Annotated in this window: 19 protein-coding genes; 13 read left to right on the plus strand and 6 right to left on the minus strand. The window is 73.3% G+C overall.

Features of this window, described 5'->3' with window-relative positions:
- Positions 1 to 23 precede the first annotated feature (23 nt).
- The 4 genes from ACZ4VA_RS02390 (at position 24) to ACZ4VA_RS02405 (ending at position 5,763) form a co-directional block, all read left to right on the plus strand.
- Complete coding sequence (locus ACZ4VA_RS02390) at positions 24 to 3,233, plus strand: S41 family peptidase (RefSeq protein ID WP_356168787.1); 3,210 nt, start codon at positions 24 to 26, stop codon at positions 3,231 to 3,233.
- 133 nt (positions 3,234 to 3,366) lie between these two features.
- A complete protein-coding gene (locus tag ACZ4VA_RS02395; RefSeq protein WP_355793333.1) occupies positions 3,367 to 3,720 on the plus strand; it encodes a histidine triad nucleotide-binding protein in 354 nt (117 codons plus the stop codon).
- Between the two features lie 15 nt (positions 3,721 to 3,735).
- A complete protein-coding gene (locus tag ACZ4VA_RS02400; protein ID WP_356168784.1) occupies positions 3,736 to 4,641 on the plus strand; it encodes a ribonuclease Z in 906 nt (301 codons plus the stop codon).
- 108 nt (positions 4,642 to 4,749) lie between these two features.
- Positions 4,750 to 5,763: an adenosine deaminase gene (locus ACZ4VA_RS02405; RefSeq protein ID WP_468079342.1), complete on the plus strand. Its 1,014-nt coding sequence runs from the start codon at positions 4,750 to 4,752 to the stop codon at positions 5,761 to 5,763.
- A gap of 17 nt (positions 5,764 to 5,780) precedes the next feature.
- On the opposite strand, the gene ACZ4VA_RS02410 is transcribed toward ACZ4VA_RS02405, so the two are convergent.
- Positions 5,781 to 7,166 (minus strand): MFS transporter, encoded by a 1,386-nt coding sequence (locus ACZ4VA_RS02410; RefSeq protein WP_468079344.1) that lies wholly within the window; start codon positions 7,164 to 7,166, stop codon positions 5,781 to 5,783.
- Positions 7,167 to 7,958: 792 nt separating this feature from the next.
- Between ACZ4VA_RS02410 and ACZ4VA_RS02415 the strand changes: the two genes are divergently transcribed.
- The 8 genes from ACZ4VA_RS02415 (at position 7,959) to ACZ4VA_RS02450 (ending at position 15,239) form a co-directional block, all read left to right on the plus strand.
- On the plus strand, positions 7,959 to 8,921 hold the full coding sequence (locus ACZ4VA_RS02415; protein ID WP_468079346.1) for a 5-dehydro-4-deoxyglucarate dehydratase: 963 nt from the start codon (positions 7,959 to 7,961) through the stop codon (positions 8,919 to 8,921).
- Positions 8,918 to 10,213, plus strand: a complete 1,296-nt coding sequence (locus ACZ4VA_RS02420) for a glucarate dehydratase family protein (protein ID WP_468079348.1) — start codon at positions 8,918 to 8,920, stop codon at positions 10,211 to 10,213. Before ACZ4VA_RS02415 ends, ACZ4VA_RS02420 begins: the two co-directional genes overlap by 4 nt.
- A 143-nt stretch (positions 10,214 to 10,356) precedes the next feature.
- Positions 10,357 to 11,466 carry a carbohydrate kinase family protein gene (locus ACZ4VA_RS02425; protein ID WP_356168773.1) on the plus strand — a complete coding sequence of 370 codons (1,110 nt, stop codon included), beginning with the start codon at positions 10,357 to 10,359 and terminating at the stop codon, positions 11,464 to 11,466.
- 131 nt (positions 11,467 to 11,597) lie between these two features.
- On the plus strand, positions 11,598 to 12,656 hold the full coding sequence (locus tag ACZ4VA_RS02430; RefSeq protein ID WP_355788368.1) for a PhoH family protein: 1,059 nt from the start codon (positions 11,598 to 11,600) through the stop codon (positions 12,654 to 12,656).
- Between the two features lie 12 nt (positions 12,657 to 12,668).
- A complete protein-coding gene (gene ybeY, locus ACZ4VA_RS02435; protein WP_468079351.1) occupies positions 12,669 to 13,166 on the plus strand; it encodes an rRNA maturation RNase YbeY in 498 nt (165 codons plus the stop codon).
- A gap of 15 nt (positions 13,167 to 13,181) precedes the next feature.
- On the plus strand, positions 13,182 to 14,489 hold the full coding sequence (locus ACZ4VA_RS02440) for a hemolysin family protein (RefSeq protein WP_355788362.1): 1,308 nt from the start codon (positions 13,182 to 13,184) through the stop codon (positions 14,487 to 14,489).
- Complete coding sequence (locus tag ACZ4VA_RS02445; RefSeq protein WP_356168765.1) at positions 14,486 to 14,845, plus strand: MmcQ/YjbR family DNA-binding protein; 360 nt, start codon at positions 14,486 to 14,488, stop codon at positions 14,843 to 14,845. The genes ACZ4VA_RS02440 and ACZ4VA_RS02445 overlap by 4 nt, the downstream gene beginning before the upstream one ends.
- 40 nt (positions 14,846 to 14,885) lie before the next feature.
- Positions 14,886 to 15,239 (plus strand): cytidine deaminase, encoded by a 354-nt coding sequence (locus tag ACZ4VA_RS02450; protein ID WP_356237734.1) that lies wholly within the window; start codon positions 14,886 to 14,888, stop codon positions 15,237 to 15,239.
- Positions 15,240 to 15,249: 10 nt separating this feature from the next.
- Here the strand turns inward: ACZ4VA_RS02450 and ACZ4VA_RS02455 are convergent, their stop codons facing one another.
- Together ACZ4VA_RS02455 and ACZ4VA_RS02460 are read right to left on the minus strand one after the other, a co-directional pair.
- Positions 15,250 to 15,588, minus strand: coding sequence for a P-II family nitrogen regulator (locus ACZ4VA_RS02455; RefSeq protein WP_355794003.1), 339 nt, complete (start codon positions 15,586 to 15,588; stop codon positions 15,250 to 15,252).
- Positions 15,585 to 16,892 (minus strand): ammonium transporter, encoded by a 1,308-nt coding sequence (locus ACZ4VA_RS02460; protein WP_356168759.1) that lies wholly within the window; start codon positions 16,890 to 16,892, stop codon positions 15,585 to 15,587. Before ACZ4VA_RS02460 ends, ACZ4VA_RS02455 begins: the two co-directional genes overlap by 4 nt.
- A 217-nt stretch (positions 16,893 to 17,109) precedes the next feature.
- Here ACZ4VA_RS02460 and era point away from each other — a divergent pair, with 217 nt between their 5' ends.
- Complete coding sequence (era, locus tag ACZ4VA_RS02465; protein WP_356168756.1) at positions 17,110 to 18,069, plus strand: GTPase Era; 960 nt, start codon at positions 17,110 to 17,112, stop codon at positions 18,067 to 18,069.
- 42 nt (positions 18,070 to 18,111) lie between these two features.
- Here the strand turns inward: era and ACZ4VA_RS02470 are convergent, their stop codons facing one another.
- The 3 genes from ACZ4VA_RS02470 to ACZ4VA_RS02480 form a co-directional block, all read right to left on the minus strand.
- Positions 18,112 to 18,918, minus strand: coding sequence for a GNAT family N-acetyltransferase (locus ACZ4VA_RS02470; RefSeq protein ID WP_468079355.1), 807 nt, complete (start codon positions 18,916 to 18,918; stop codon positions 18,112 to 18,114).
- A 115-nt stretch (positions 18,919 to 19,033) separates the two neighbouring features.
- Positions 19,034 to 20,350 (minus strand): GH1 family beta-glucosidase, encoded by a 1,317-nt coding sequence (locus tag ACZ4VA_RS02475; protein WP_468079628.1) that lies wholly within the window; start codon positions 20,348 to 20,350, stop codon positions 19,034 to 19,036.
- A gap of 58 nt (positions 20,351 to 20,408) precedes the next feature.
- The gene (locus tag ACZ4VA_RS02480) at positions 20,409 to 20,675 is read right to left on the minus strand and encodes a protealysin inhibitor emfourin (protein ID WP_355793518.1); all 267 of its coding nucleotides are present in this window, start codon (positions 20,673 to 20,675) and stop codon (positions 20,409 to 20,411) included.
- Positions 20,676 to 20,683 lie beyond the last annotated feature (8 nt).

Below are 20,683 nucleotides of genomic sequence, written 5' to 3' on the forward strand. Positions count from 1 at the left end.
CGGGCGCTGCATAGGGTGACCGGGTGACACAGTCCGTACCCCCCGCATATCTCCGGTTCCCGCACCTGCACGGCGACCTCGTCGTCTTCACGGCCGAGGACGACGTCTGGGCCGCCCCGCTCGACGGCGCCGGCCGCGCCTGGCGGGTCAGCGCCGACAACGTCCCGGTGAACCATCCGCGCATCTCCCCGGACGGCACCACCGTCGCCTGGACCTCCACCCGCGACGGCGCCCCCGAGGTGCACGCCGCCCCCCTCGACGGCGGCCCCGCCAAGCGGCTGACCTACTGGGGGAGCGGGCGGACCCAGGTCCGCGGCTGGACCCCGGAAGGACGCGTCCTCGCCCTCAGCACGGTCGGCCAGGCCTCCTTGCGGCGCAGCTGGGCCCGTGCCGTCCCGCTCGACGGCGGCCCCGCGGACACCCTGCCGTACGGGCCCGTCGGCGACGTCGCCCACGGCGGCCCCGGCACCGTGCTGCTGTCCGCGCCCATGGGCCGCGAGGCCGCCTGGTGGAAGCGCTACCGCGGCGGCACGGCGGGCAAGCTGTGGATCGACCGCGAGGGCGAGGGCGAGTTCGTCCGGCTGCACGAGGACCTCGACGGGAACATCGAATACCCGATGTGGGTGGGCCAGCGCGTCGCGTTCCTCTCCGACCACGAGGGCGTCGGCGCCGTGTACTCCTCCCTCGCCGACGGTTCCGACCTGCGCCGGCACACGGGAGTCGACGCCTTCTACGCCCGCCACGCCGCCACCGACGGCACCCGGGTCGTCTACGCCTCCGCCGGTGAACTGTGGCTCCTCGACGACCTGGACGGCGCCGAACCGCGCCGGCTGGACGTCCGGCTCGGCGGCCAGCGCGTCGACCTCCAGCCCCATCCCGTCAGCGCCGCCCGCTGGTTCGGCGCGGGCGCGCCCGACCACACCGGCCGCGGCAGCGCGATCTCCGTGCGCGGCGCCGTCCACTGGGTCACCCACCGCGCGGGCCCGGCCCGCGCGCTCGCCGCCGAGCCCGGCGTACGCGCCCGGCTGCCCCGCACCTTCCGCGCCGACGGCGAGGAGTACGTGGTGTGGGTGACCGACGCCGAGGGCGACGACGCCCTGGAGTTCGCGCCCGCCACCGGTGTCGCCCCCGGCGCCACCCCGCGCCGGCTCGCCGCCGGACAGCTCGGCCGGGTCCTCGGGCTCGCCATGGCACCCGACGGCAGCCGCGCCGCCGTCGCCACGCACGACGGGCGCGTCCTGCTCGTCGAGCGGGAGACCGGCGAGGTCCGGGAGGTCGACCGCAGCGAGGACGGCGAGGTCTCCGGCCTCGTCTTCTCGCCCGACTCCGCCTGGCTCGCCTGGTCGCACCCCGGCCCGCGCCCGCTGCGCCAGCTCAAGCTCGCCAACACCGCCGACCTGTCGGTGACCGAGGCGACCCCGCTGCGCTTCCGGGACTACGCACCGGCGTTCACCCTCGACGGCAAGCACCTCGCCTTCCTGTCGGCGCGTTCCTTCGACCCCGTCTACGACGAGCACGTCTTCGACCTCGCCTTCGTCGGCGGCTCGCGGCCCCACCTCATCACGCTGGCCGCGACCACCCCCTCGCCGTTCGGACCGCAGCGCCACGGCCGCCCCTTCGAGGCCCCCGACAAGGACGAGACTCCCGACAGCGAGGGCACCCCGACCACCCGTATCGACCTCGACGGACTCGGCGACCGCATCGTGGCGTTCCCCGTCGAGGCCGCCCGCTACTCCGGGCTGCGGGCCGCCAAGGACGGCCTGCTGTGGCTGCGCCACCCGGTGCGCGGGGTCCTCGGTTCGTCCCGCGCCACCCCGGACGACCCGGACCCGAGGACCGAGCTGGAGCGCTACGACCTCGTCCAGCAGCGCATCGAGCATCTCGCCGCCGACGCCGACCACTTCGCCGTCAGCGGCGACGGCAAGCGGGTCCTGCTGTGGACCGACGGCAAGCTCAAGGTCGTACCCAGCGACCGCCGCGCCTCCGGCGACGACGACAGCGACAGCAACATCACCGTCGACCTCTCCCGCGTTCACCAGAGCGTGGACCCGGCCGCCGAGTGGCGGCAGATGTACGAGGAGACGGGCCGCCTCATGCGGGACAACTTCTGGCGGCCCGACCTCGGCGGAGTCGACTGGGACGGTGTCCTCGACAAGTACCGGCCCGTCCTGGAGCGCGTCGCCACCCACGACGACCTGGTGGACCTCCTCTGGGAGGTGCAGGGCGAACTCGGCACCTCGCACGCCTACGTCACCCCGCGCGGCGGACGCGGCGGCTCCCACGCCCAAGGGCTGCTCGGAGCGGACATCTCCCGTCACGAGGACGGCAGTTGGCGCATCGACCGGATCCTCCCCTCGGAGACCTCCGACCCCGACGCGCAGGCCCCCCTCGCCGCACCGGGGGTCGCCGTCCGCGCCGGCGACGCCGTCGTCGCGGTCGGCGGGCGCCCGGTCGACCCGGTGACCGGACCCGGACCGCTCCTCGTCGGCACCGCGGGCAGGCCCGTCGAGCTGACCGTCTCCCCGTCCGGCGGCGGCGACCTGCGGCACGCCGTGGTCGTCCCCACCGACAACGAGGAACCGCTGCGCTACCACGCCTGGGTCGCGGACCGCCGGGCCTACGTCCACGAGAAGTCCGGCGGGCGCCTCGGTTATCTCCACGTACCGGACATGCAGGCGCCCGGCTGGGCCCAGATCCACCGGGACCTGCGCATCGAGGTGGCCCGCGACGGACTCGTCGTGGACGTCCGCGAGAACCGCGGCGGTCACACCTCCCAGCTGGTCGTCGAGAAGCTCGCCCGCCGCATCGTCGGCTGGGACGTGCCCCGCGGCATGCGCCCCTTCAGCTACCCCGAGGACGCGCCGCGCGGGCCCGTAGTCGCCGTCGCCAACGAGTTCTCCGGCTCGGACGGCGACATCGTCAACGCCGCCATCAAGGCCCTCGGCATCGGCCCCGTGGTCGGCACCCGGACCTGGGGCGGCGTGGTCGGCATCGACAGCCGCTACCGGCTCGTCGACGGGACCCTCGTCACCCAGCCCAAGTACGCGATCTGGCTGGAGGGCCACGAGTGGGCCGTGGAGAACCACGGCGTCGACCCCGACGTCGAGGTCGTCCAGGCACCCCAGGACCACGCCGCCGGCCGCGACGTCCAGCTCGACGAGGCGATCCGTATCGCGCTGGCCGCGCTCGCCGAGAACCCGGCGAAGACCGCGCCCACCCTGCCCGGACTCTGATCCGCGCGGACCTCACCGGCCCCGGGGCGGGACTCGGGCGCCGGTCGAGGTCCGCCGGAGGGCGGGGGCCCGGGCCCGGCGGGCCGATACGATGCCGACGAGAAGTGATCAACGCGCGCGAGGAGGCACACGCATGTCGGGAGAACCGCAGGACGACTGCCTGTTCTGCAAGATCGTCGCGGGGCAGATCCCGGCGACCGTGGTACGGGAGACGGAGACCACCCTCGCCTTCCGCGACATAAACCCGCAGGCGCCGACGCACGTCCTGGTCATCCCCCGGGCCCACCACGCCGACGCGGCGGCGCTCGCCGCGGCCGAACCGGCGCTCGCCGCCGACGTGTTGCGCGAGGCCGGCCAGGTCGCCGTCCAAGAGGGCCTGGACAGCTACCGGATCGTCTTCAACACCGGCAGCGGCGCAGGCCAGACCGTCTTCCACGCGCACGCCCACGTCCTGGGCGGACGCGGCCTGCAGTGGCCTCCCGGGTAAGGACGGCACCCCGCTTTGTCCGTACGCGAACTGGTGGTCCTCGGCACCGCCAGTCAGGTCCCGACCCGGCACCGCAACCACAACGGCTACCTGCTGCGCTGGGACGGCGAGGGCCTGCTCTTCGACCCCGGCGAGGGCACCCAGCGGCAGATGCTGCGCGCCGGGGTCGCCGCGCACGACCTGCACCGGATCTGCGTCACGCACTTCCACGGCGACCACTCGCTCGGGCTCGCCGGTGTCATCCAGCGGATCAACCTCGACCGGGTGCCGCACGAGGTGACCGCGCACTATCCGCGTTCCGGACAGCGGTTCTTCGACCGGCTGCGGTACGCCACCGCGTACCGCGAGACCGTCGCGCTGACCGAGGCCCCCGTCGACACCGACGGGGTGCTCGCCACCGGCGCCTCCTACACCCTGGAGGCCCGGCTGCTCTCCCATCCCGTGGAGTCCTACGGCTACCGGCTGGTCGAGCCCGACGGCCGCCGCATGCTGCCCGCACTCCTCGCCGAACGCGGGATCAGGGGCCCGGACGTCGGGCGCCTGCAACGCGAGGGCTCGGTCGGCGGGGTCACCCTCGACGAGGTCAGCGAGGTGCGGCGCGGGCAGCGGTTCGCGTTCGTCATGGACACCCGGCTCTGCGACGGCGTGCACGCGCTCGCCGAGGGCTGCGACATGCTGGTCATCGAGTCCACGTTTCTCGACGAGGACGAGCGACTCGCCCTCGACCACGGCCATCTGACGGCCGGTCAGGCCGGACGGGTCGCCGCGGACGCGGGCGTACGGCATCTCGTGCTCACGCACTTCAGCCAGCGGTACTCCGAGCCCGCCGAGTTCGAACGGCAGGCCCGCGCCGCCGGCTTCGAGGGCGAGCTGACCGTGGCCCACGACCTGATCAGGGTGCCGCTGCCGAAGCGGGGGTAGGCCGGGGCGGGGGCCCCGGCCGGGGCGCGGCGGCGCGGCGCGGTGCGCGAGTGGGGTGCGGGGTCGGGTTCGTGTGGATGTGCGGGGTTCGTTTCGTACGATGTTTCGATGCCCCTCCCCAAAGCCGAACTGCACCTGCACATCGAAGGCACCCTGGAGCCCGAACTCGCCTTCACGCTCGCCGCGCGCAACGGCGTCACGCTGCCCTACGCCGACACCGAGGAGCTCCGCAAGGCGTACCTCTTCGACGACCTCCAGTCGTTCCTGAACCTGTACTACGGGCTCATGGCCGTCCTGCGGACCGAACAGGACTTCGCCGACCTGGCCGACGCCTACCTCGCCCGCGCCGCCGCCCAGGGCGTACGGCACGCCGAGATCTTCTTCGACCCGCAGGCCCACATCGCCCGCGGCGTCGACATGGGGACGGTCGTCCGGGGTCTGTCCCTCGCCCTCGGCCGCAGCGAGGAGACCCACGGCGTCTCCACCCAGCTGATCATGTGCTTCCTGCGCGACGAGTCCGCCGAGTCCGCGCTGAAGACCCTGGACGCCGCCCGGCCCTACCTCGACCGGATCGTCGGCGTCGGCCTCGACTCCGCCGAGGTGGGGCATCCGCCGGCCAAGTTCCGCGAGGTGTACGAGGCCGCCGCCGAGCTCGGGCTGCGGCGCGTCGCGCACGCGGGCGAGGAGGGGCCGCCCGCCTACATCACCGAGGCGCTCGACGTGCTCGGCGTGGAGCGCGTCGACCACGGGCTGCGCTGCATGGAGGACGAGGCGCTCGTCGAGCGGCTGGTCCGGGAGCGGGTGCCGCTGACGCTGTGCCCGCTGTCCAACGTACGGCTGCGCGCCGTGGACGTCCTGGCGCACCACCCGCTGCCCGCCATGATGGACGCCGGGCTGCTGTGCACCGTCAACTCCGACGACCCCGCCTACTTCGGCGGCTACGTCGGCGACACCTTTGGCGCCGTGCACGAGGCGCTCGGCCTCGGTCACGAGCGGCTGCGGGAGCTCGCCCGCAACTCCTTCGAGGCCGCGTTCCTCGACCACGACGAGGAGCGGCGGGCCCGGTACCTCGCCGAGGTCGACGCCTACGAGTTCGGGCCCGCGGCGGCCGGGGCCGAGTAGGCCCCTCTCCGGCGGGGTCAGCCCGGGCCGGGGCCCGGGGCGGCCGCCTGCCTCGGGCCCGCCGTGTCGTACGCCGTGCGCTGGGCCGGGATGCCGTCCAGCGCGATCTCCACGACCGGGTGCTCGGGAGCGGGGTGCGTGCGGACTGCGACTGTGTGGGGGGTGCGTGCACGGCCCGCGGGTGTGCGGGTGGTGAGGGCGCGGGCCGCGTGCGTGCGCAGGACCGTGCTCGGGAGGATGCGGCGGCCGCTCGTGTGCAGGGCGACGGCCGTCATCGGGGCGGCGATGACGAGCAGACCGAGCGCGAGGACCCGGCCCATAGCCGGATAGCCCGCCGACGCCGACAGCAGACTGCCCGCGAGCGGGCCGCACGCCGTGCCGAGCGAGGACGCCGAGCCGACCAGGACCGCCCACCGGCCCCGCGGGTCCATCGTCGCGGCCAGGCCGATCAGGTACGACAGCACGATCGGGTAGACCGTGTTCCACGCGATCTCGCCCGCCGCGAAGGACGTCAGGTCGTCGGCCGCCGCGCTGACCGCGATGCAGCACGCGATCACCGCCGTGCCCGCGCCGATCGGCAGCGCCCGGCCGAGGCGCGGGCCCAGGGCGCCCGCGCCGATCACGCCGAGCAGGCCCGCGCCGAGCGCGATCGCGAAGACCGCGCCTACGGTGACCTCGCTCAGGCCCGCCTGGGCGGTGCCGATGCGGCCGCTCACGCCCCACAGGGAGTTCTGGGCGAGCGACCACAGGAGCATGGTTCCGGCCAGGACGAGGCCCGCCCTCGGGTAGGGGCGGTGGGCCGACGTCCGTGCCGTCGCCGTCGCCGTCGCCGTCGCCGTGGCGGTGGTGCCGTTGGTGCCGGCGGGCGCGTTCGTGTTCAGGCGGTTGGTCGCGGGCCAGACCAGCAGGGCGACCAGGGCGATCGCCAGCAGCGGGAAGCCGTGGCCCGGGCCCAGGTGGGGGACCGTCAGGTACACCGCCCCGGCGAGCGCGGAGACGCCGAGCAGGCCCAGCGTGGAGGCGCGGTGGGGGTCGCGCTGGGCGGCGATGCCGGTCGCGGCGACGGTGGTGGCGGTGCCGGAGCCGAAGCCGCCGGCCAGTGCGCCGGCGACCACCACGGGGACGGTGGTCGTCAGGGCGGCGGTGCCGTAACCGACGGCGGCGAGGAGGAGGCCGGCGCGGGCGACTCTGCGGGGGCCGAGGCGGTCCACGCGCGAGGCGAGGACGAAGCCCGCCGCGGCCGAACTCAGCAGCAGGGCGCTGCCGATGGAACCGGCCTGGGTGGCGGAGAGGGGGAGCCCCGCGTCCAGTCGGCCGACGGTCGTCGGGAGGAGGTAGGGGGCGAGGTAGCCCGCCGTGAAAAGGGCGACGAGGGGCCAGGGAGGGGTGGTGCGGGCGGACACGGGCGTTCCCAGGGCATGCGAAAGGAGCGGCTCAATGAGGGGGTTGGGCGGCTGTCGATGGACAGGAACGCGCGGGCAATTTGTATCAAGGCGGCGGGCCCCGGAAGAAGGCGGTCCGGTGTGATCTGGGCCACGTCGCGTTTGCGGTGGGCCAGGTCGGGTAGTCGCGCTTGTTTGCGCTGGTGGGCGTCGGTGCGCAGTGGGTCCGATGGGTGGGTCGGGTCCGTGCCGGTACATCGGGCCGTCGGTAGTTGTTGTGGGCGTCCGTTACCAGCGTTCCTCGGTTGCGTACGTCCCCGTCTCGACGGCCATTTGATGTACCGGCACGGCCCCTTCGGTCGCAGGGCGACTGCGGGCCGTGGGGGCTGAGCCGCGGGGGCGCGGGCCCGGTGGCTCCGGTGCGGGCCGGCGGGCGGCGCCCACCCTGGCCGGGGGCGGCGGTCCGTCCGTCCGCTCTAGCTGCGGGCATGCGTGCCGCTCGGGGCGATGGGGGTCCCCCCGCTCGAGCGGAGCCGAGAGTGGGCGCAGGCGGCTCCCCGTTGGCGCCGGGTTCGCCGACCCGCCTTGGCCTCAGCTGTGGCGCCGGGTGCTGGATGTACGTGGGGGAGTGGGCCCACCCGGGGGGCTCCCCATTGGCGCCGGGTTCGCCGACTCACCTCGACGCCAACTGCATTGCGGGGTGCCGTGTTCGTGGGGGAGTGGGGCCACGTCGATGGGGGCCCCTTGCTCGGGGTGGCGGTGTGGCCTACGCTCCATTTTCATACGTGTATAGCGTCTACATATGGAGATGACATGCGTACGGACTCAGAGTCCGGAGCCGTCGGCAGGCTCCGGAGCGGCATGGCCCGGGGCGTGCTGTCGTTCCCGCTGACGAGCTTTCACGCCGACGGCTCCCTCGACCTCGACGGCTTTCGCACGCACCTGGAGACCCAGCTGGCCACCGGTCCCGGCGCCGTCTTCCCGGCCTGCGGCACCGGCGAGTTCTTCTCCCTGGACGAGGACGAGTACCGCCAGGTCGTCACCGCGGCGGTGGAGGTGACGGCGGGCCGCGTCCCCGTCGTCGCGGGCACCGGCTACGGCTGGGCACAGGCGGCCCGGTTCGCCCGAGTCGCCGAGGACGCCGGCGCCGACGCCCTGCTCGTCCTGCCGCACTACCTCGTCGCCGCCCCGCAGGACGGGCTCGTCGCGCAGTTGGAGCAGTTGGCCGCGCGCACCCGGCTGCCGCTCATCGCCTATCAGCGCGGCCAGGTCGCCTTCACTCCCGGCGCCCTGCGGCGCGTCGCCCGCATCCCGGGAGTGGTCGGCCTCAAGGACGGGCACAGCGACCTCGACCGGCTCCAGCGGCTCACACTGGCCGCGCCCGAGGGCTTCCTGTTCTTCAACGGCGCCGCCACCGCGGAGATCCAGGCCCGCGCCTACGCGACGGTCGGCGTACCCGCGTACTCGTCGGCGGTGCACGCCTTCGCCCCCGAGATCGCCGGCGCCTTCTTCGCCGCCCACCGGCGCGGCGACGACGCCGTGATGGACCAGCTGCTGCGCGAGTTCTACGTCCCGTTCGTGGAACTGCGGGACCGCGGAACCGGCTACGCCGTCTCGCTCGTGAAGGCCGCGGCCCGGCTGCGCGGCCGCCCCGTCGGCCCCGTACGTGCCCCGCTCACCGAACCCTCGCCGGCCGACCTCGCCGACCTGGAGGCGCTGCTCGCCGCCGGGCTCGCCCTCGCGTCCGGCCTCACCCCCGTAGGAGCCGCCCTGTGACCCGCGACCTGACCGTCACCGAGGTCCGGCTGACCCCGATCCTGGTCGCCGACCCGCCCCTGCTCAACACCCAGGGGGTGCACCAGCCGTACACGCCCCGGCTGATCGTGGAGGTCGTAACGGCGGGCGGTGTGACGGGGATCGGGGAGACGTACGGCGACAGCAAGTACCTGGAACTCGCCCAGCCCCTGGCCGACCGTCTGGTGGGGCACTCGGTCACGGATGTGAACGGCCTGTTCGCCGCCGCCGACGCGGTCGCCGTCGACCGGGGGCACATCGACCACCAGGTCGACGTGGGCGGGCTGCGCGGGGTGCAGACCGCCGACAAGCTGCGGCTGTCCGTCGTCTCCGGCTTCGAGGTGGCCTTCCTGGACGCTCTCGGCAAGAGCCTCGGGCTGCCCGTGCACGCGCTGCTCGGCGGCAAGGTGCGGGACGCGGTGGAGTACAGCGCCTACCTGTTCTACAAGTGGGCCGGCCATCCCGAAGGGGTCGCGGGGGAGAAGGACGACTGGGGAGCCGCCCTCGACCCGGCCGGAGTCGTCGAGCAGGCGCGGAGGTTCACCGAGCGGTACGGGTTCACCTCCTACAAGCTCAAGGGCGGGGTCTTCCCGCCCGACGAGGAGATCGCCGCCGTACGCGCCCTGGCGGCGGCGTTCCCGGGACGTCCGCTGCGGCTAGACCCCAACGGCGCCTGGTCGGTGGCCACGTCGCTGCGGGTCGCGCGGGAGCTGGGGGAGGTGCTGGAGTACCTGGAGGACCCCGCTCTCGGCACCCCCGCCATGGCCGAGGTCGCGGCGGGGACGGACGTGCCGCTGGCCACCAACATGTGCGTGACCACCTTCGCGGAGATCCCGGAGGCCTTCGCCCGGGGGGCCGTGCGGGTCGTGCTGTCCGACCACCACTACTGGGGCGGTCTGCGCAACACCCGTGAACTGGCCGCCGTCTGCCGCACCTTCGGGGTCGGGATCTCGATGCACTCCAACACGCATCTGGGCATCTCTCTCGCGGCCATGACCCACGTCGCGTCGACCGTCCCCGACCTCCACCACGCCTGCGACACCCACTACCCCTGGCAGTCCGAGGACGTCCTCACCGAGCGCCTGACCTTCGAGAACGGCCGCGTCGCCGTGTCCGACGCACCCGGCCTCGGCGTCGAACTCGACCGCTCCCGGCTGGAGTTCCTGCACCGGCGCTGGCTCGACGACGACGGCACGCTGCGCGACCGCGACGACGCGGCCGCCATGCGCGTCGCCGACCCGCAGTGGGTGACCCCCGCCGTCCCGCGCTGGTAGTCCCGGGCGAGGGGTTCCGGACACGTCCCGGCGGGCCCGGAACCGGTGCCCGACACGGGCACACCCGCCCCGGCGGTGAACCCCGGCCCCGGCGGAGCGGGTGGCACACTGGCCTGAATCCGCACCACGCCAGGGAGCCCACCGTGATCGACCCCGACGGAGAGGAACCGCGCCGGCCGGCCCAGATCGACCCGCTCGCCGGGCTGCGCACCCCGCACGATCCGCCGTTCGACGTCTACCTCACGGGCCCCGTCTTCCTCGACATCGTCTTCACCGGGCTCGACTCGGCCCCGGTGCGCGGGACCGAGTCCTGGGCGCGCGGGATGGGGTCGAGCCCCGGCGGCGTCGCCAACATGGCCACGGCACTCGCCCGGCTCGGACTGCGCACGTCGCTCGCGGCGGCCTTCGGCGACGACCACTACGGGGAGTACTGCTGGGACGCCCTGGAGCAGGGCGAGGGCATCGACCTCGGGCCGTCGCGCACCGTACCGGGCTGGCACTCCCCGGTCACCGTGTCGATGGCCTACGAGGGCGAGCGGACGATGGTCAGCCACGGGCACGAGCCGCCCCCCGAGGAGCCCGCCCCCGAACACGCCCCCCGCGCGCGTGCCGCCGTCGCCTCCCTGACGCCCGGCGTCCGCGCGCCCTGGATCGCCGAGGCGGCGGCCGCCGGCACCCGCGTCTTCGCGGACGTCGGCTGGGACGACACCGGCCGTTGGGACCTGGCGGGACTCGCCGACCTGGAACACTGCGAGGCCTTCCTGCCCAACGCGGAGGAGGCCATGCGCTACACCGGCGCCGACTGCCCGCGGGCGGCGGCGCACGCCCTGGCCGAGCACGTGCCGCTCGCCGTCGTCACCCTCGGCGCGGAGGGCGCGTACGCCGTGGACGGCCGGACCGGCGAGAGCGCCGTGGTCCCGGCGATCGCCGTCGAGGCCCTGGACCCCACCGGCGCCGGTGACGTCTTCGTCGCCGGGTTCGTCACGGGCACGCTCGCCGACTGGCCGCTGGCCGACCGGCTCGCCTTCGCCGGGCTGACCGCCGCGCTCTCCGTCCAGGAGTTCGGCGGCTCCCTCTCGGCGCCCGGCTGGTCCGAGATCGCCGCCTGGTGGCGCCGCGTCCAGTCCGTCGACGACCAGGACCCCGCCGCGCTCGCCCGGTACGCCTTCCTGGAGGGACTCGTCCCCGAGGCGGGCAGGCCCTGGCCGCTGCGCCGGGCGGTCCCCACGATCGGTTTCCGCCGCTCCGCCTGACACGGGTGCGACGGGTGTGGAAAAGCCCTACGGCGTTGTCGGTGCACCGACGTACCCTTGGCAGTGCGAGGGCGGCCCACGCCGAGCGGCCCCGGTACGAGGAGGACGAGCAAGGCCTACAGAGCCGGCCCATGACTGACACACCCACAGTGCAGGACCCCGCACAGGGGCAGGCGAGAGCGCAGTTCACCGTTCCGGCCGCGCACCCCATGGTGACCGTGCTGGGCTCCGGGGACGCGCTGCTGCGCGTGATCGAGAAGGCCTTCCCGGCGGCCGACATCCATGTCCGGGGCAATGAGATCAGTGCGGTCGGCGACGCCGGTGAAGTCGCGCTCGTCCAGCGCCTGTTCGACGAGATGATGCTCGTGCTCCGCACGGGGCAGCCGATGACGGAGGACGCAGTGGAACGCTCGATCGCCATGCTCAGGGCGAGCGAGAACGGGGAGGGCGACGGCCAGGAGACCCCGGCCGAGGTGCTCACACAGAACATCCTGTCCTCGCGCGGGCGCACCATCCGCCCCAAGACGCTCAACCAGAAGCGCTACGTCGACGCCATCGACAAGCACACCGTCGTCTTCGGCATCGGACCCGCGGGCACCGGCAAGACCTACCTGGCCATGGCCAAGGCGGTCCAGGCGCTCCAGTCCAAGCAGGTCAACCGCATCATCCTCACCCGCCCGGCCGTCGAGGCCGGCGAGCGCCTCGGCTTCCTGCCGGGCACGCTCTACGAGAAGATCGACCCGTACCTGCGCCCCCTGTACGACGCGCTGCACGACATGCTCGACCCCGACTCCATCCCCCGCCTGATGGCGGCGGGCACGATCGAGGTGGCCCCGCTGGCGTACATGCGCGGCAGGACCTTGAATGACGCCTTCATCATCCTGGACGAGGCTCAGAACACCAGCCCCGAGCAGATGAAGATGTTCCTCACCCGCCTCGGCTTCGAATCGAAGATCGTGATCACGGGCGACGTCACCCAGGTCGACCTCCCCAGCGGGACGAAGTCCGGTCTGCGGCAGGTCCAGGACATCCTGGAGGGCCTCGACGACGTCCACTTCTCGCGTCTGACGTCCCACGACGTCGTCCGGCACAAGCTGGTCGGCCGTATCGTCGACGCGTACGAGAAGTACGACAGCGAGAACGGTACGGAGAACGGCACCCACAAGGGCGCCCGGGACAAGCGGAAGTAGACCAGCACGACCATGTCGATCGACGTCAACAACGAGTCCGGAACCGAGGTCGACGAGCAGGCGATCCTCGACATCGCCCGCTACGCCCTCGCGCGGATGCGCATCCACCCGCTCTCCGAGCTCTCGGTGATCGCCGTGGACGCCGACGCCATGGAGCAGCTGCACATCCAGTGGATGGACCTGCCCGGCCCCACGGACGTCATGTCCTTCCCGATGGACGAGCTGCGTCCGCCGACGAAGGACGACGACGAGCCCCCGCAGGGCCTGCTCGGCGACATCGTGCTCTGCCCGGAGGTCGCCGAGCGGCAGGGCAAGGACGCCCCGACGCAGCACTCCATGGACGAGGAGCTCCAGCTCCTCACCGTCCACGGGGTGCTGCACCTCCTCGGCTACGACCACGAGGAGTCGGACGAGAAGGCCGAGATGTTCGGGCTGCAGGCGGCCATCGTGGACGGCTGGCGCGCGGAGAAGGGCCTGACCGGCCCGTCCCCGGCCCCGACCGTCTCCTAGCAGAGTTCGGGAAAAATGACCCCTCAGCTCGTCATCGGCGCCATCGCGCTGGTCGTCGTGGCCTGGCTCGCCGCCTGCGCGGAGGCGGGCCTCGCGCGCGTCTCCAGCTTCCGCGCGGAGGAGGCCGTACGCGGCGGGCGGCGCGGCAGCGCCAAGCTCGCGCAGGTCGCCGCCGACCCGACCCGCTATCTCAACGTCGCCCTGCTGGTGCGCATCACCTGCGAGATGGCGGCCGCCGCCCTCGTCACGTACGCCTGCCTGAAGGAGTTCGACGAGACCTGGGAGGCCCTCGCGGTCGCCATCGGCGTGATGGTCCTCGTCAGCTATGTCGCCGTCGGCGTCTCACCGCGCACGATCGGCCGCCAGCACCCGCTGAACACGGCGACCGCCGCGGCCTACGTCCTGCTGCCGCTCGCGCGGGTCATGGGCCCGATCCCGCCGCTGCTGATCCTCATCGGCAACGCCCTCACCCCCGGCAAGGGCTTCCGGCGCGGCCCGTTCGCCTCCGAGGCCGAGCTGCGCGCGCTCGTCGACCTCGCGGAGAAGGAGTCCCTCATCGAGGACGAGGAGCGCCGCATGGTGCACTCCGTCTTCGAGCTGGGCGACACCCTCGTCCGCGAGGTGATGGTGCCGCGCACCGACCTGGTGGTCATCGAGCGCTACAAGACCATCCGCCAGGCGCTGACGCTCGCCCTGCGCTCCGGCTTCTCGCGCATCCCGGTCACCGGGGAGAGCGAGGACGACATCGTCGGGATCGTGTACCTGAAGGACCTGGCGCGCAAGACGCACATCAGCCGGGACGCGGAGAGCGAGCTGGTGTCCACGGCGATGCGGCCCGCCGCCTTCGTCCCCGACACCAAGAACGCGGGCGACCTGCTCCGCGAGATGCAGCAGGAGCGCAACCACGTCGCCGTCGTCATCGACGAGTACGGCGGCACGGCCGGGATCGTCACCATCGAGGACATCCTGGAGGAGATCGTCGGCGAGATCACCGACGAGTACGACCGCGAGCTGCCCCCGGTGGACGAGCTGGGCGAGGACCGCTACCGCGTGACGGCCCGGCTGGACATCGGCGACCTCGGTGAGCTGTACGGCTTCGAGGCGTACGACGACGAGGACGTGGAGACCGTCGGCGGTCTGCTGGCCAAGGCGCTCGGCCGGGTGCCGATCGCGGGGGCCTCGGCCGTGGTGGAACTGCCCGACGGCCGGGAGCTGCGGCTGACCGCGGAGGACTCGGCGGGCCGCCGGAACAAGATCGTGACGGTGCTCGTGGAGCCGGTGACGCCGGACCAGGCGCCGCGCGAGGAGGCGAAGGCGGAGTGACGCCCCAGGAGCTGCGAGCCCTGTGCCTGTCGTTCAACGCGACGGTCGAGGACTTCCCGTTCAACCCGGACACGTCCGTCTTCAAGGTGCTGGGCAAGCTCTTCGCGCTGACGAACCTGGACGGGCGCCCGCTGAAGGTCAACCTGAAGTGCGACCCGGACGACGCGGTGCGGCTGCGCGGCGAGTACCCGGGGCTGATCGCCCCCGGGTACCACATGAACAAGCGGCACTGGAACACCGTGACGGTGGACGGCGAGCTCCCCGACCGCCTGGTCAGGGAGCTGGTCGAGGACTCGTACGACCTGGTCGTGGCCGGTCTGCCGAGGGCCGAACGGCTGCGGCTCGACCGTCCCTAGGCCGTGTCCGCACGACGCGGCGGCTCGATAAGCTCCTCGTATGACCGAGACCCCCGCCCTCGACCCCGAGGACCGCAAGATCGTCACCCTGGCCCGTTCGGCCCGGGCCCGCAACGGCGTGCCCGAGGGGGCCGCCGTACGTGACGAGACCGGACGCACCTATGTCGCCGGCACCGTCGCGCTGGACTCCCTGAAGCTGAGCGCGCTGCGCACCGCGGTGGCGATGGCGGTGGCCTCGGGTGCGAAGTCGCTGGAGGCGGCGGCCGTGGTGACGGACGCCGAGAGCGCGTCCGCGGACGACCTGGCGGCGGTGGGGGACCTCGGGGGACCCGGGACGCCGGTGCTGGTCGCCGGTGCCGACGGCGTCGTGCGCGCCACCCTCACCACGGGCTGACCGGCCCCGGTCAGAGGGCGTCCGGGCCCCGCTCGTCGGTGCGGACCCGGACCACCGTCTCCACCGGCACCGACCAGACCTTGCCGTCGCCGATCTTGCCGGTCCGGGCCGCCTTCACGATCGCGTCGATGACCGGGTCCGCGTCGGCGTCCCCGACGACGACCTCGATGCGCACCTTCGGGACCAGGTCGACCTGGTACTCGGCACCGCGGTACACCTCGGTGTGGCCGCGCTGACGCCCGTACCCGCTCGCCTCCGTGACGGTCATCCCGTGCACACCGAGTTCCTGCAGGGCCGTCTTGACCTCGTCGAGGCGGTACGGCTTGACGATCGCGGTGATGAGTTTCATGCCTGGGCCTTGACCTTCTGGGCGTGGGTGGCGGAGGAGGACACCGGGGCGCCGTGCCCCAGGACCCCGTGATCGTAGGCGGTCTCGGCGTGCACCGTGAGGTCCAGACCGGTCTGCTCCTGCTCCTCGTCCGCCCGGAAGCCCATGACCCTGTCGATGAGCTTCCCGATCCCGTACGTGACCGCGAAGGCGTACGCCCCGACGGCCAGGACGGCGACCAGCTGCCGACCGAGCTGGCCGAGCCCACCCCCGTAGAGCAGCCCCTCGGCGCCCTTGGTCATCGACTCCGTCGCGAAGACGCCGATGAGGACCGTGCCGATGACGCCGCCGACGAGGTGGACGCCGACCACGTCGAGCGAGTCGTCGTAGTTCAGCCGGAACTTCCAGCCCACCGCGTACGAGCAGACGACACCCGCGGCGAGACCGACGGCCAGGGCGCCGACCAGCGAGACCGAGCCGCAGGACGGGGTGATCGCGACGAGGCCGGCGACCGCGCCGGACGCGGCGCCCAGTGTCGTGGGGTGGCCGTCGCGCCGCTGCTCCACGAAGAGCCAGCCCAGCAGCCCGGTGCAGCCGGCGGCGAGGGTGTTGAGGAACGCGGCGGCGGCGAGGCCGTTCGCACCGAGCGCCGAACCGGCGTTGAAGCCGAACCAGCCGAACCACAGCAGACCGGCGCCCAGCACCACCATGGGCAGGTTGTGCGGCCGCATGGCCTCCTTCTTGAAGCCCATGCGCGGGCCGAGGACCAGGCACAGGGCGAGTCCGGAGGCGCCCGAGGTGATCTCGACGGGGAGGCCGCCCGCGAAGTCCAGGGCGCCGAGGCGGTCCAGGATCCAGCCGCCCGGACCCCAGACCCAGTGCGCGACGGGAACGTATACGAGCAGCGCCCACAGCGGTACGAAGACCAGCCACGCCCCGAACTTGGCCCGGTCGGCGATCGCGCCGCTGATCAGCGCGGCCGTGATGACCGCGAAGGTCAGCTGGAAGGTCGCGAAGAGCAGGGTGGGGACCGTGCCCTGGAGGCTGTCCGGGCCGATGCCCGCCATCCCGGCGTGCTCCAGGCCGCCGACCAGCCCGCCGAAGGTGTCGTCGCCGAACGCGAGCGAGTACCCGGCGGCCAGCCAGACCACCGTGACCAGCGCGATCGACACGAAGCTCATCATCAGCATGTTGAGGACGCTCTTCGTGCGGACCATGCCGCCGTAGAACAGGGCGAGGCCCGGTGTCATCAGCAGGACCAGCGCGGTGGCGGCGAGCAGCCAGGCGGTGTCGCCGGTGTCGAGGTGCGGGGCGGCCAGGGTCACGGTCTCTCCAGCGGTGCGGGCGGCGTCCGGCGGGCGGGGCGTCGTCCGAGGGTCACCGGCCCGCGTTTCGTGTTGTGCACACGGACGTTTCCGGCGTGTTTCGTGTTGCGCGGGCGTTTCCGGGACCTCACGGAGCGGACCCCGGGACCGGCCGCGGGATTCCGGCGGGACGGACGGGTGCGCCCTTGGTACGGCGGCCGCCCGACGATCAGGGACAATGGGCGCCATGAGCGTTCGTACCGAGTCATCCGAGCCGTCCGAGGCCACACACCGCGCCGGCTTCGCCTGCTTCGTGGGCCGCCCCAACGCGGGCAAGTCCACCCTCACGAATGCTCTGGTCGGCCAGAAGGTGGCGATCACGGCCAACCAGCCGCAGACCACGCGGCACACGGTGCGCGGCATCGTGCACCGGCCGGACGCCCAGCTGATCCTGGTGGACACCCCCGGCCTGCACAAGCCGCGCACGCTGCTCGGCCAGCGGCTCAACGACGTCGTGCGCACCACCTGGGCCGAGGTCGACGTGATCGGCTTCTGCCTGCCGGCGAACGAGAAGCTGGGCCCCGGCGACCGCTTCATCGCGAAGGAACTGGCGTCGATCAAGAAGACGCCGAAGATCGCGATCGTCACGAAGACCGACCTCGTGGACAGCAAGACCCTCGCCGAGCAGCTCATCGCGATCGACCAGCTCGGCAAGGAGCTCGGCTTCGAGTGGGCGGAGATCGTGCCGGTGTCCGCCGTCGCCGACCAGCAGGTCGACCTGCTGGCCGACCTGCTGATCCCGCTGCTCCCCGAGGGCCCCGCGCTCTACCCCGAGGGCGACCTCACGGACGAGCCCGAGCAGGTCATGGTGGCCGAGCTGATCCGCGAGGCCGCCCTGGAGGGTGTCCGCGACGAGCTGCCGCACTCCATCGCCGTCGTCGTGGAGGAGATGCTGCCGCGCGAGGACCGGCCCGCCGACAAGCCCCTCCTCGACATCCACGCCTTCGTCTACATCGAGCGCCCCAGCCAGAAGGGCATCATCATCGGCCCGAAGGGCAAGCGCCTGAAGGAGGTCGGCATCAAGTCCCGCAAGCAGATCGAGGCCCTGCTGGGCACGCCGGTCTTCCTCGACCTGCACGTCAAGGTCGCCAAGGACTGGCAGCGCGACCCCCGGCAGCTGCGCAAGCTCGGCTTCTGAGCCCCGGGCGGCGGGCCCTCGCCCGCCGCCGGGAGACCGGAGCTACTCGGCCGGTTCCGCGATCAGTGCCGTCGCGACCCTGCGGAAGCCCAGCCGGCCGTACATGCGGGCCACGTCGTCGTCGCCCGCCGACAGGAACACCGTGTCGACGCCGCGCGCCTCGGCGTCGGCCACCAGGGCGGCGGTCACGGCGAGACCCAGGCCGCGCCGCCGGGCGGACGGCAGGGTGCCGACGCCCGCCACCTCGGTCACCGGGCCGACCGGCAGATGCATCCCGGAGCACAGTGCGACGCCGTTCTCGACGGCGGCGGCCAGCACCGTGCGGCCGGTCCTGATCCGGTCCGCGGCGGCGGGCACGTCGCCGGCGCGCGCCGTGGTCTCGGCGGCCAGTTCGGCGGGGCCGGCCGTGCCGACGCCCGTGCCGGGCGCCGCGAACGCCACGTGGGGCAGCGCCAGGGCACCGGCCAGGAACGGGTCCTCGGGGCCGAGGACGCGGACCAGGGGGTGCGGGTCGGGCAGCGCCACGTCCCGGTCCCTGACCATCAGCGGATGCTCGTGCACCCGCAGCCCCGACGCCTCGACGGCCCGCCGCAGTCCCGGCGTCACCTCCGCCACCCACTCGAACGCCTCCGGGACGCCCAGCTCGCGCTGCCGGGCCCGGACCCGGTCGACGTCCGCGGCGCCGGCCGTGTCCGGGCGGCCGAGCGCGGGCCGCGCGTAGTACGGCCAGCCGGGGCCCTCCCGGACGAACAGGGTGAGCGGTCCGAATTCCTCGGCCCGGGCCGCGGCGCGCGGTACCGAGTCGTAGTAGTGCTCCAGGCGGTCGAGAGGGTGCTGAGGGGTGGTCATGACCGTCCATCCAAGACGACGGGGCCCGGTCACGGCATCCGATATTCGGGCCGCGCGGCCGGTCCAGCCCCGGGACCGGCCGTCCCGTCGCCGCCCGGACCGCCCGGGGAACGCCTCAGCCCCGCGCCCGCAGGGCGTCCCGCAGCCAGCGGTACGACGCCTTCGGGGTGCGTTCCTGCGTGCCGAAGTCGACGTGGACGAGGCCGAAGCGGCGCGCGTACCCCTCCGCCCACTCGAAGTTGTCGAGCAGCGACCACACGAAGTAGCCGCGGACGTCGACGCCCGCCTCCCAGGCGCGGTGCAGCGCGCGGACGTGGCCGTCCAGGAAGGCGATCCGCTCCTGGTCGTCGAGGCCCTCGTAGGAGCAGCCGTTCTCCGTGATGACGACGGGCGGGAGCCGGTCGCCGTAGCGCTCGGCGAAGCCGGTGAGCAGCTCGGTCAGCGCCTCCGGGACCACGGGCCAGCCGAAGTCCGTCACCGGGTAACCCTCCAGTTCCCTTACGGAGAAGGGGAGTTCGGCGGGCAGGGTGAGTCCGCCGAACTCGATCTCCGCGCCCTCGGGGGCGCCCACCCGGGTCGGCTGGTAGTAGTTGATCCCGTACCAGTCCAGCGGCTCGGAGATCACCTCCAGGTCCGCGGCGACGTCCCCCGGGAGCAGCTCGGCGATGCCGTCGGGGTAGCGGCCGAGCAGCAGGGGGTCCGCGAACATGCGGTTGAGGAGCACGTCGTAGAAGTCGGCGGCCGCCACGTCCTCGGGGCGGTCCGAGGCCGCCCAGGTCGGGCCGTGGGAGTTGGCGATCCCGATGTCGCCGGCGCCGGCCGCGCGCAGCGCCCGTACCGCGAGGCCGTGCGCGAGCAGTTGGTGGTGGGCCACCGGCAGCGCGTCGAACAGGAGCCGCCTGCCGGGGGCGTGGGCGCCGAGCGCGTGGCCCAGCAGGGTGTGCTCGGCCGGTTCGTTGAGGGTGATCCACTTGTCCACGCGGTCGCCGAGCCGGGCGACGACGCGTGCCGTGTGGTCGGCGAACCGGGAGGCGGTGTCGCGGTCCAGCCAGTCCAGCTCCACCGGCAGGTCCCAGTGGAAGAGCGTGGGCACGGGGCGCACGCCCGCCGCGCGGAGCTCGTCGACGAGGCGGTCGTAGAAGTCGAGGCCGCCCGGCGTGTCCACCCGCGGCCAGGACACCGAGAAGCGGTAGGCGTCCACGCCCAGATCCGCGAGGAGCGCCACGTCCTCGTGGTAGCGGTGGACGTGGTCGCAGGCCACCTCCGCCGTCGAGCCGTCCTTCACCCGCCCCGGCTCGGCCGTGAACGCGTCCCACACGGACGGGCCGCGCGCGTCGACCGCCCCCTCGATCTGGTGGGCCGAGGTGGACACGCCCCAGAGGAAGCCGGGCGGGAACTGCGGGAGGGGGTTCGTCGCCATGCGCGCGATCATCCGCACCGGCGGTACGGGAAGTCAACGGGCCGACGGCGTGCGTGATTTGAGAGCCTCCCTAGGCGCCCTCGCGCAGCACGCCGGAGACCAGCTCCCGCTGCTCCCGGGTGAGGTGCGGGTCGGCCGCGTACACCGTCCTGCCGTCCACCGTGATCTCGTAGCCGAAGCCGTCCGGGACCCCCGACGGGGGCGTGCCCCGGCCGGCGGCGATCACCCGCTCGGCCAGGGTCTGCCAGCGGCCGGCGTCGGGGCGCCCCGAGGTGTCCACCTCGGCGCACCGCTCGATGCCCGCGAAACCGCCCGTGCGCCGCACCTGAATACGCATGGCTCCTG

The sequence above is a fragment of the Streptomyces sp. NPDC028308 genome, assembly GCF_055565855.1.

Excerpts from the sequence above, each read along its gene's own strand:
- ACZ4VA_RS02395 (WP_355793333.1), top strand. The coding sequence starts at position 3,367 with ATGTCGGGAGAACCGCAGGACGACTGCCTGTTCTGCAAGATCGTCGCG.
- ACZ4VA_RS02405 (WP_468079342.1), top strand. The coding sequence starts at position 4,750 with ATGCCCCTCCCCAAAGCCGAACTGCACCTGCACATCGAAGGCACCCTG.
- ACZ4VA_RS02415 (WP_468079346.1), top strand. The coding sequence starts at position 7,959 with ATGCGTACGGACTCAGAGTCCGGAGCCGTCGGCAGGCTCCGGAGCGGC.
- ACZ4VA_RS02430 (WP_355788368.1), top strand. The coding sequence starts at position 11,598 with ATGACTGACACACCCACAGTGCAGGACCCCGCACAGGGGCAGGCGAGA.
- ybeY (WP_468079351.1), top strand. The coding sequence starts at position 12,669 with ATGTCGATCGACGTCAACAACGAGTCCGGAACCGAGGTCGACGAGCAG.
- ACZ4VA_RS02440 (WP_355788362.1), top strand. The coding sequence starts at position 13,182 with ATGACCCCTCAGCTCGTCATCGGCGCCATCGCGCTGGTCGTCGTGGCC.
- ACZ4VA_RS02450 (WP_356237734.1), top strand. The coding sequence starts at position 14,886 with ATGACCGAGACCCCCGCCCTCGACCCCGAGGACCGCAAGATCGTCACC.
- ACZ4VA_RS02455 (WP_355794003.1), bottom strand. The coding sequence starts at position 15,588 with ATGAAACTCATCACCGCGATCGTCAAGCCGTACCGCCTCGACGAGGTC.
- era (WP_356168756.1), top strand. The coding sequence starts at position 17,110 with ATGGGCGCCATGAGCGTTCGTACCGAGTCATCCGAGCCGTCCGAGGCC.
- ACZ4VA_RS02470 (WP_468079355.1), bottom strand. The coding sequence starts at position 18,918 with ATGACCACCCCTCAGCACCCTCTCGACCGCCTGGAGCACTACTACGAC.
- ACZ4VA_RS02475 (WP_468079628.1), bottom strand. The coding sequence starts at position 20,350 with ATGATCGCGCGCATGGCGACGAACCCCCTCCCGCAGTTCCCGCCCGGC.
- ACZ4VA_RS02480 (WP_355793518.1), bottom strand. The coding sequence starts at position 20,675 with ATGCGTATTCAGGTGCGGCGCACGGGCGGTTTCGCGGGCATCGAGCGG.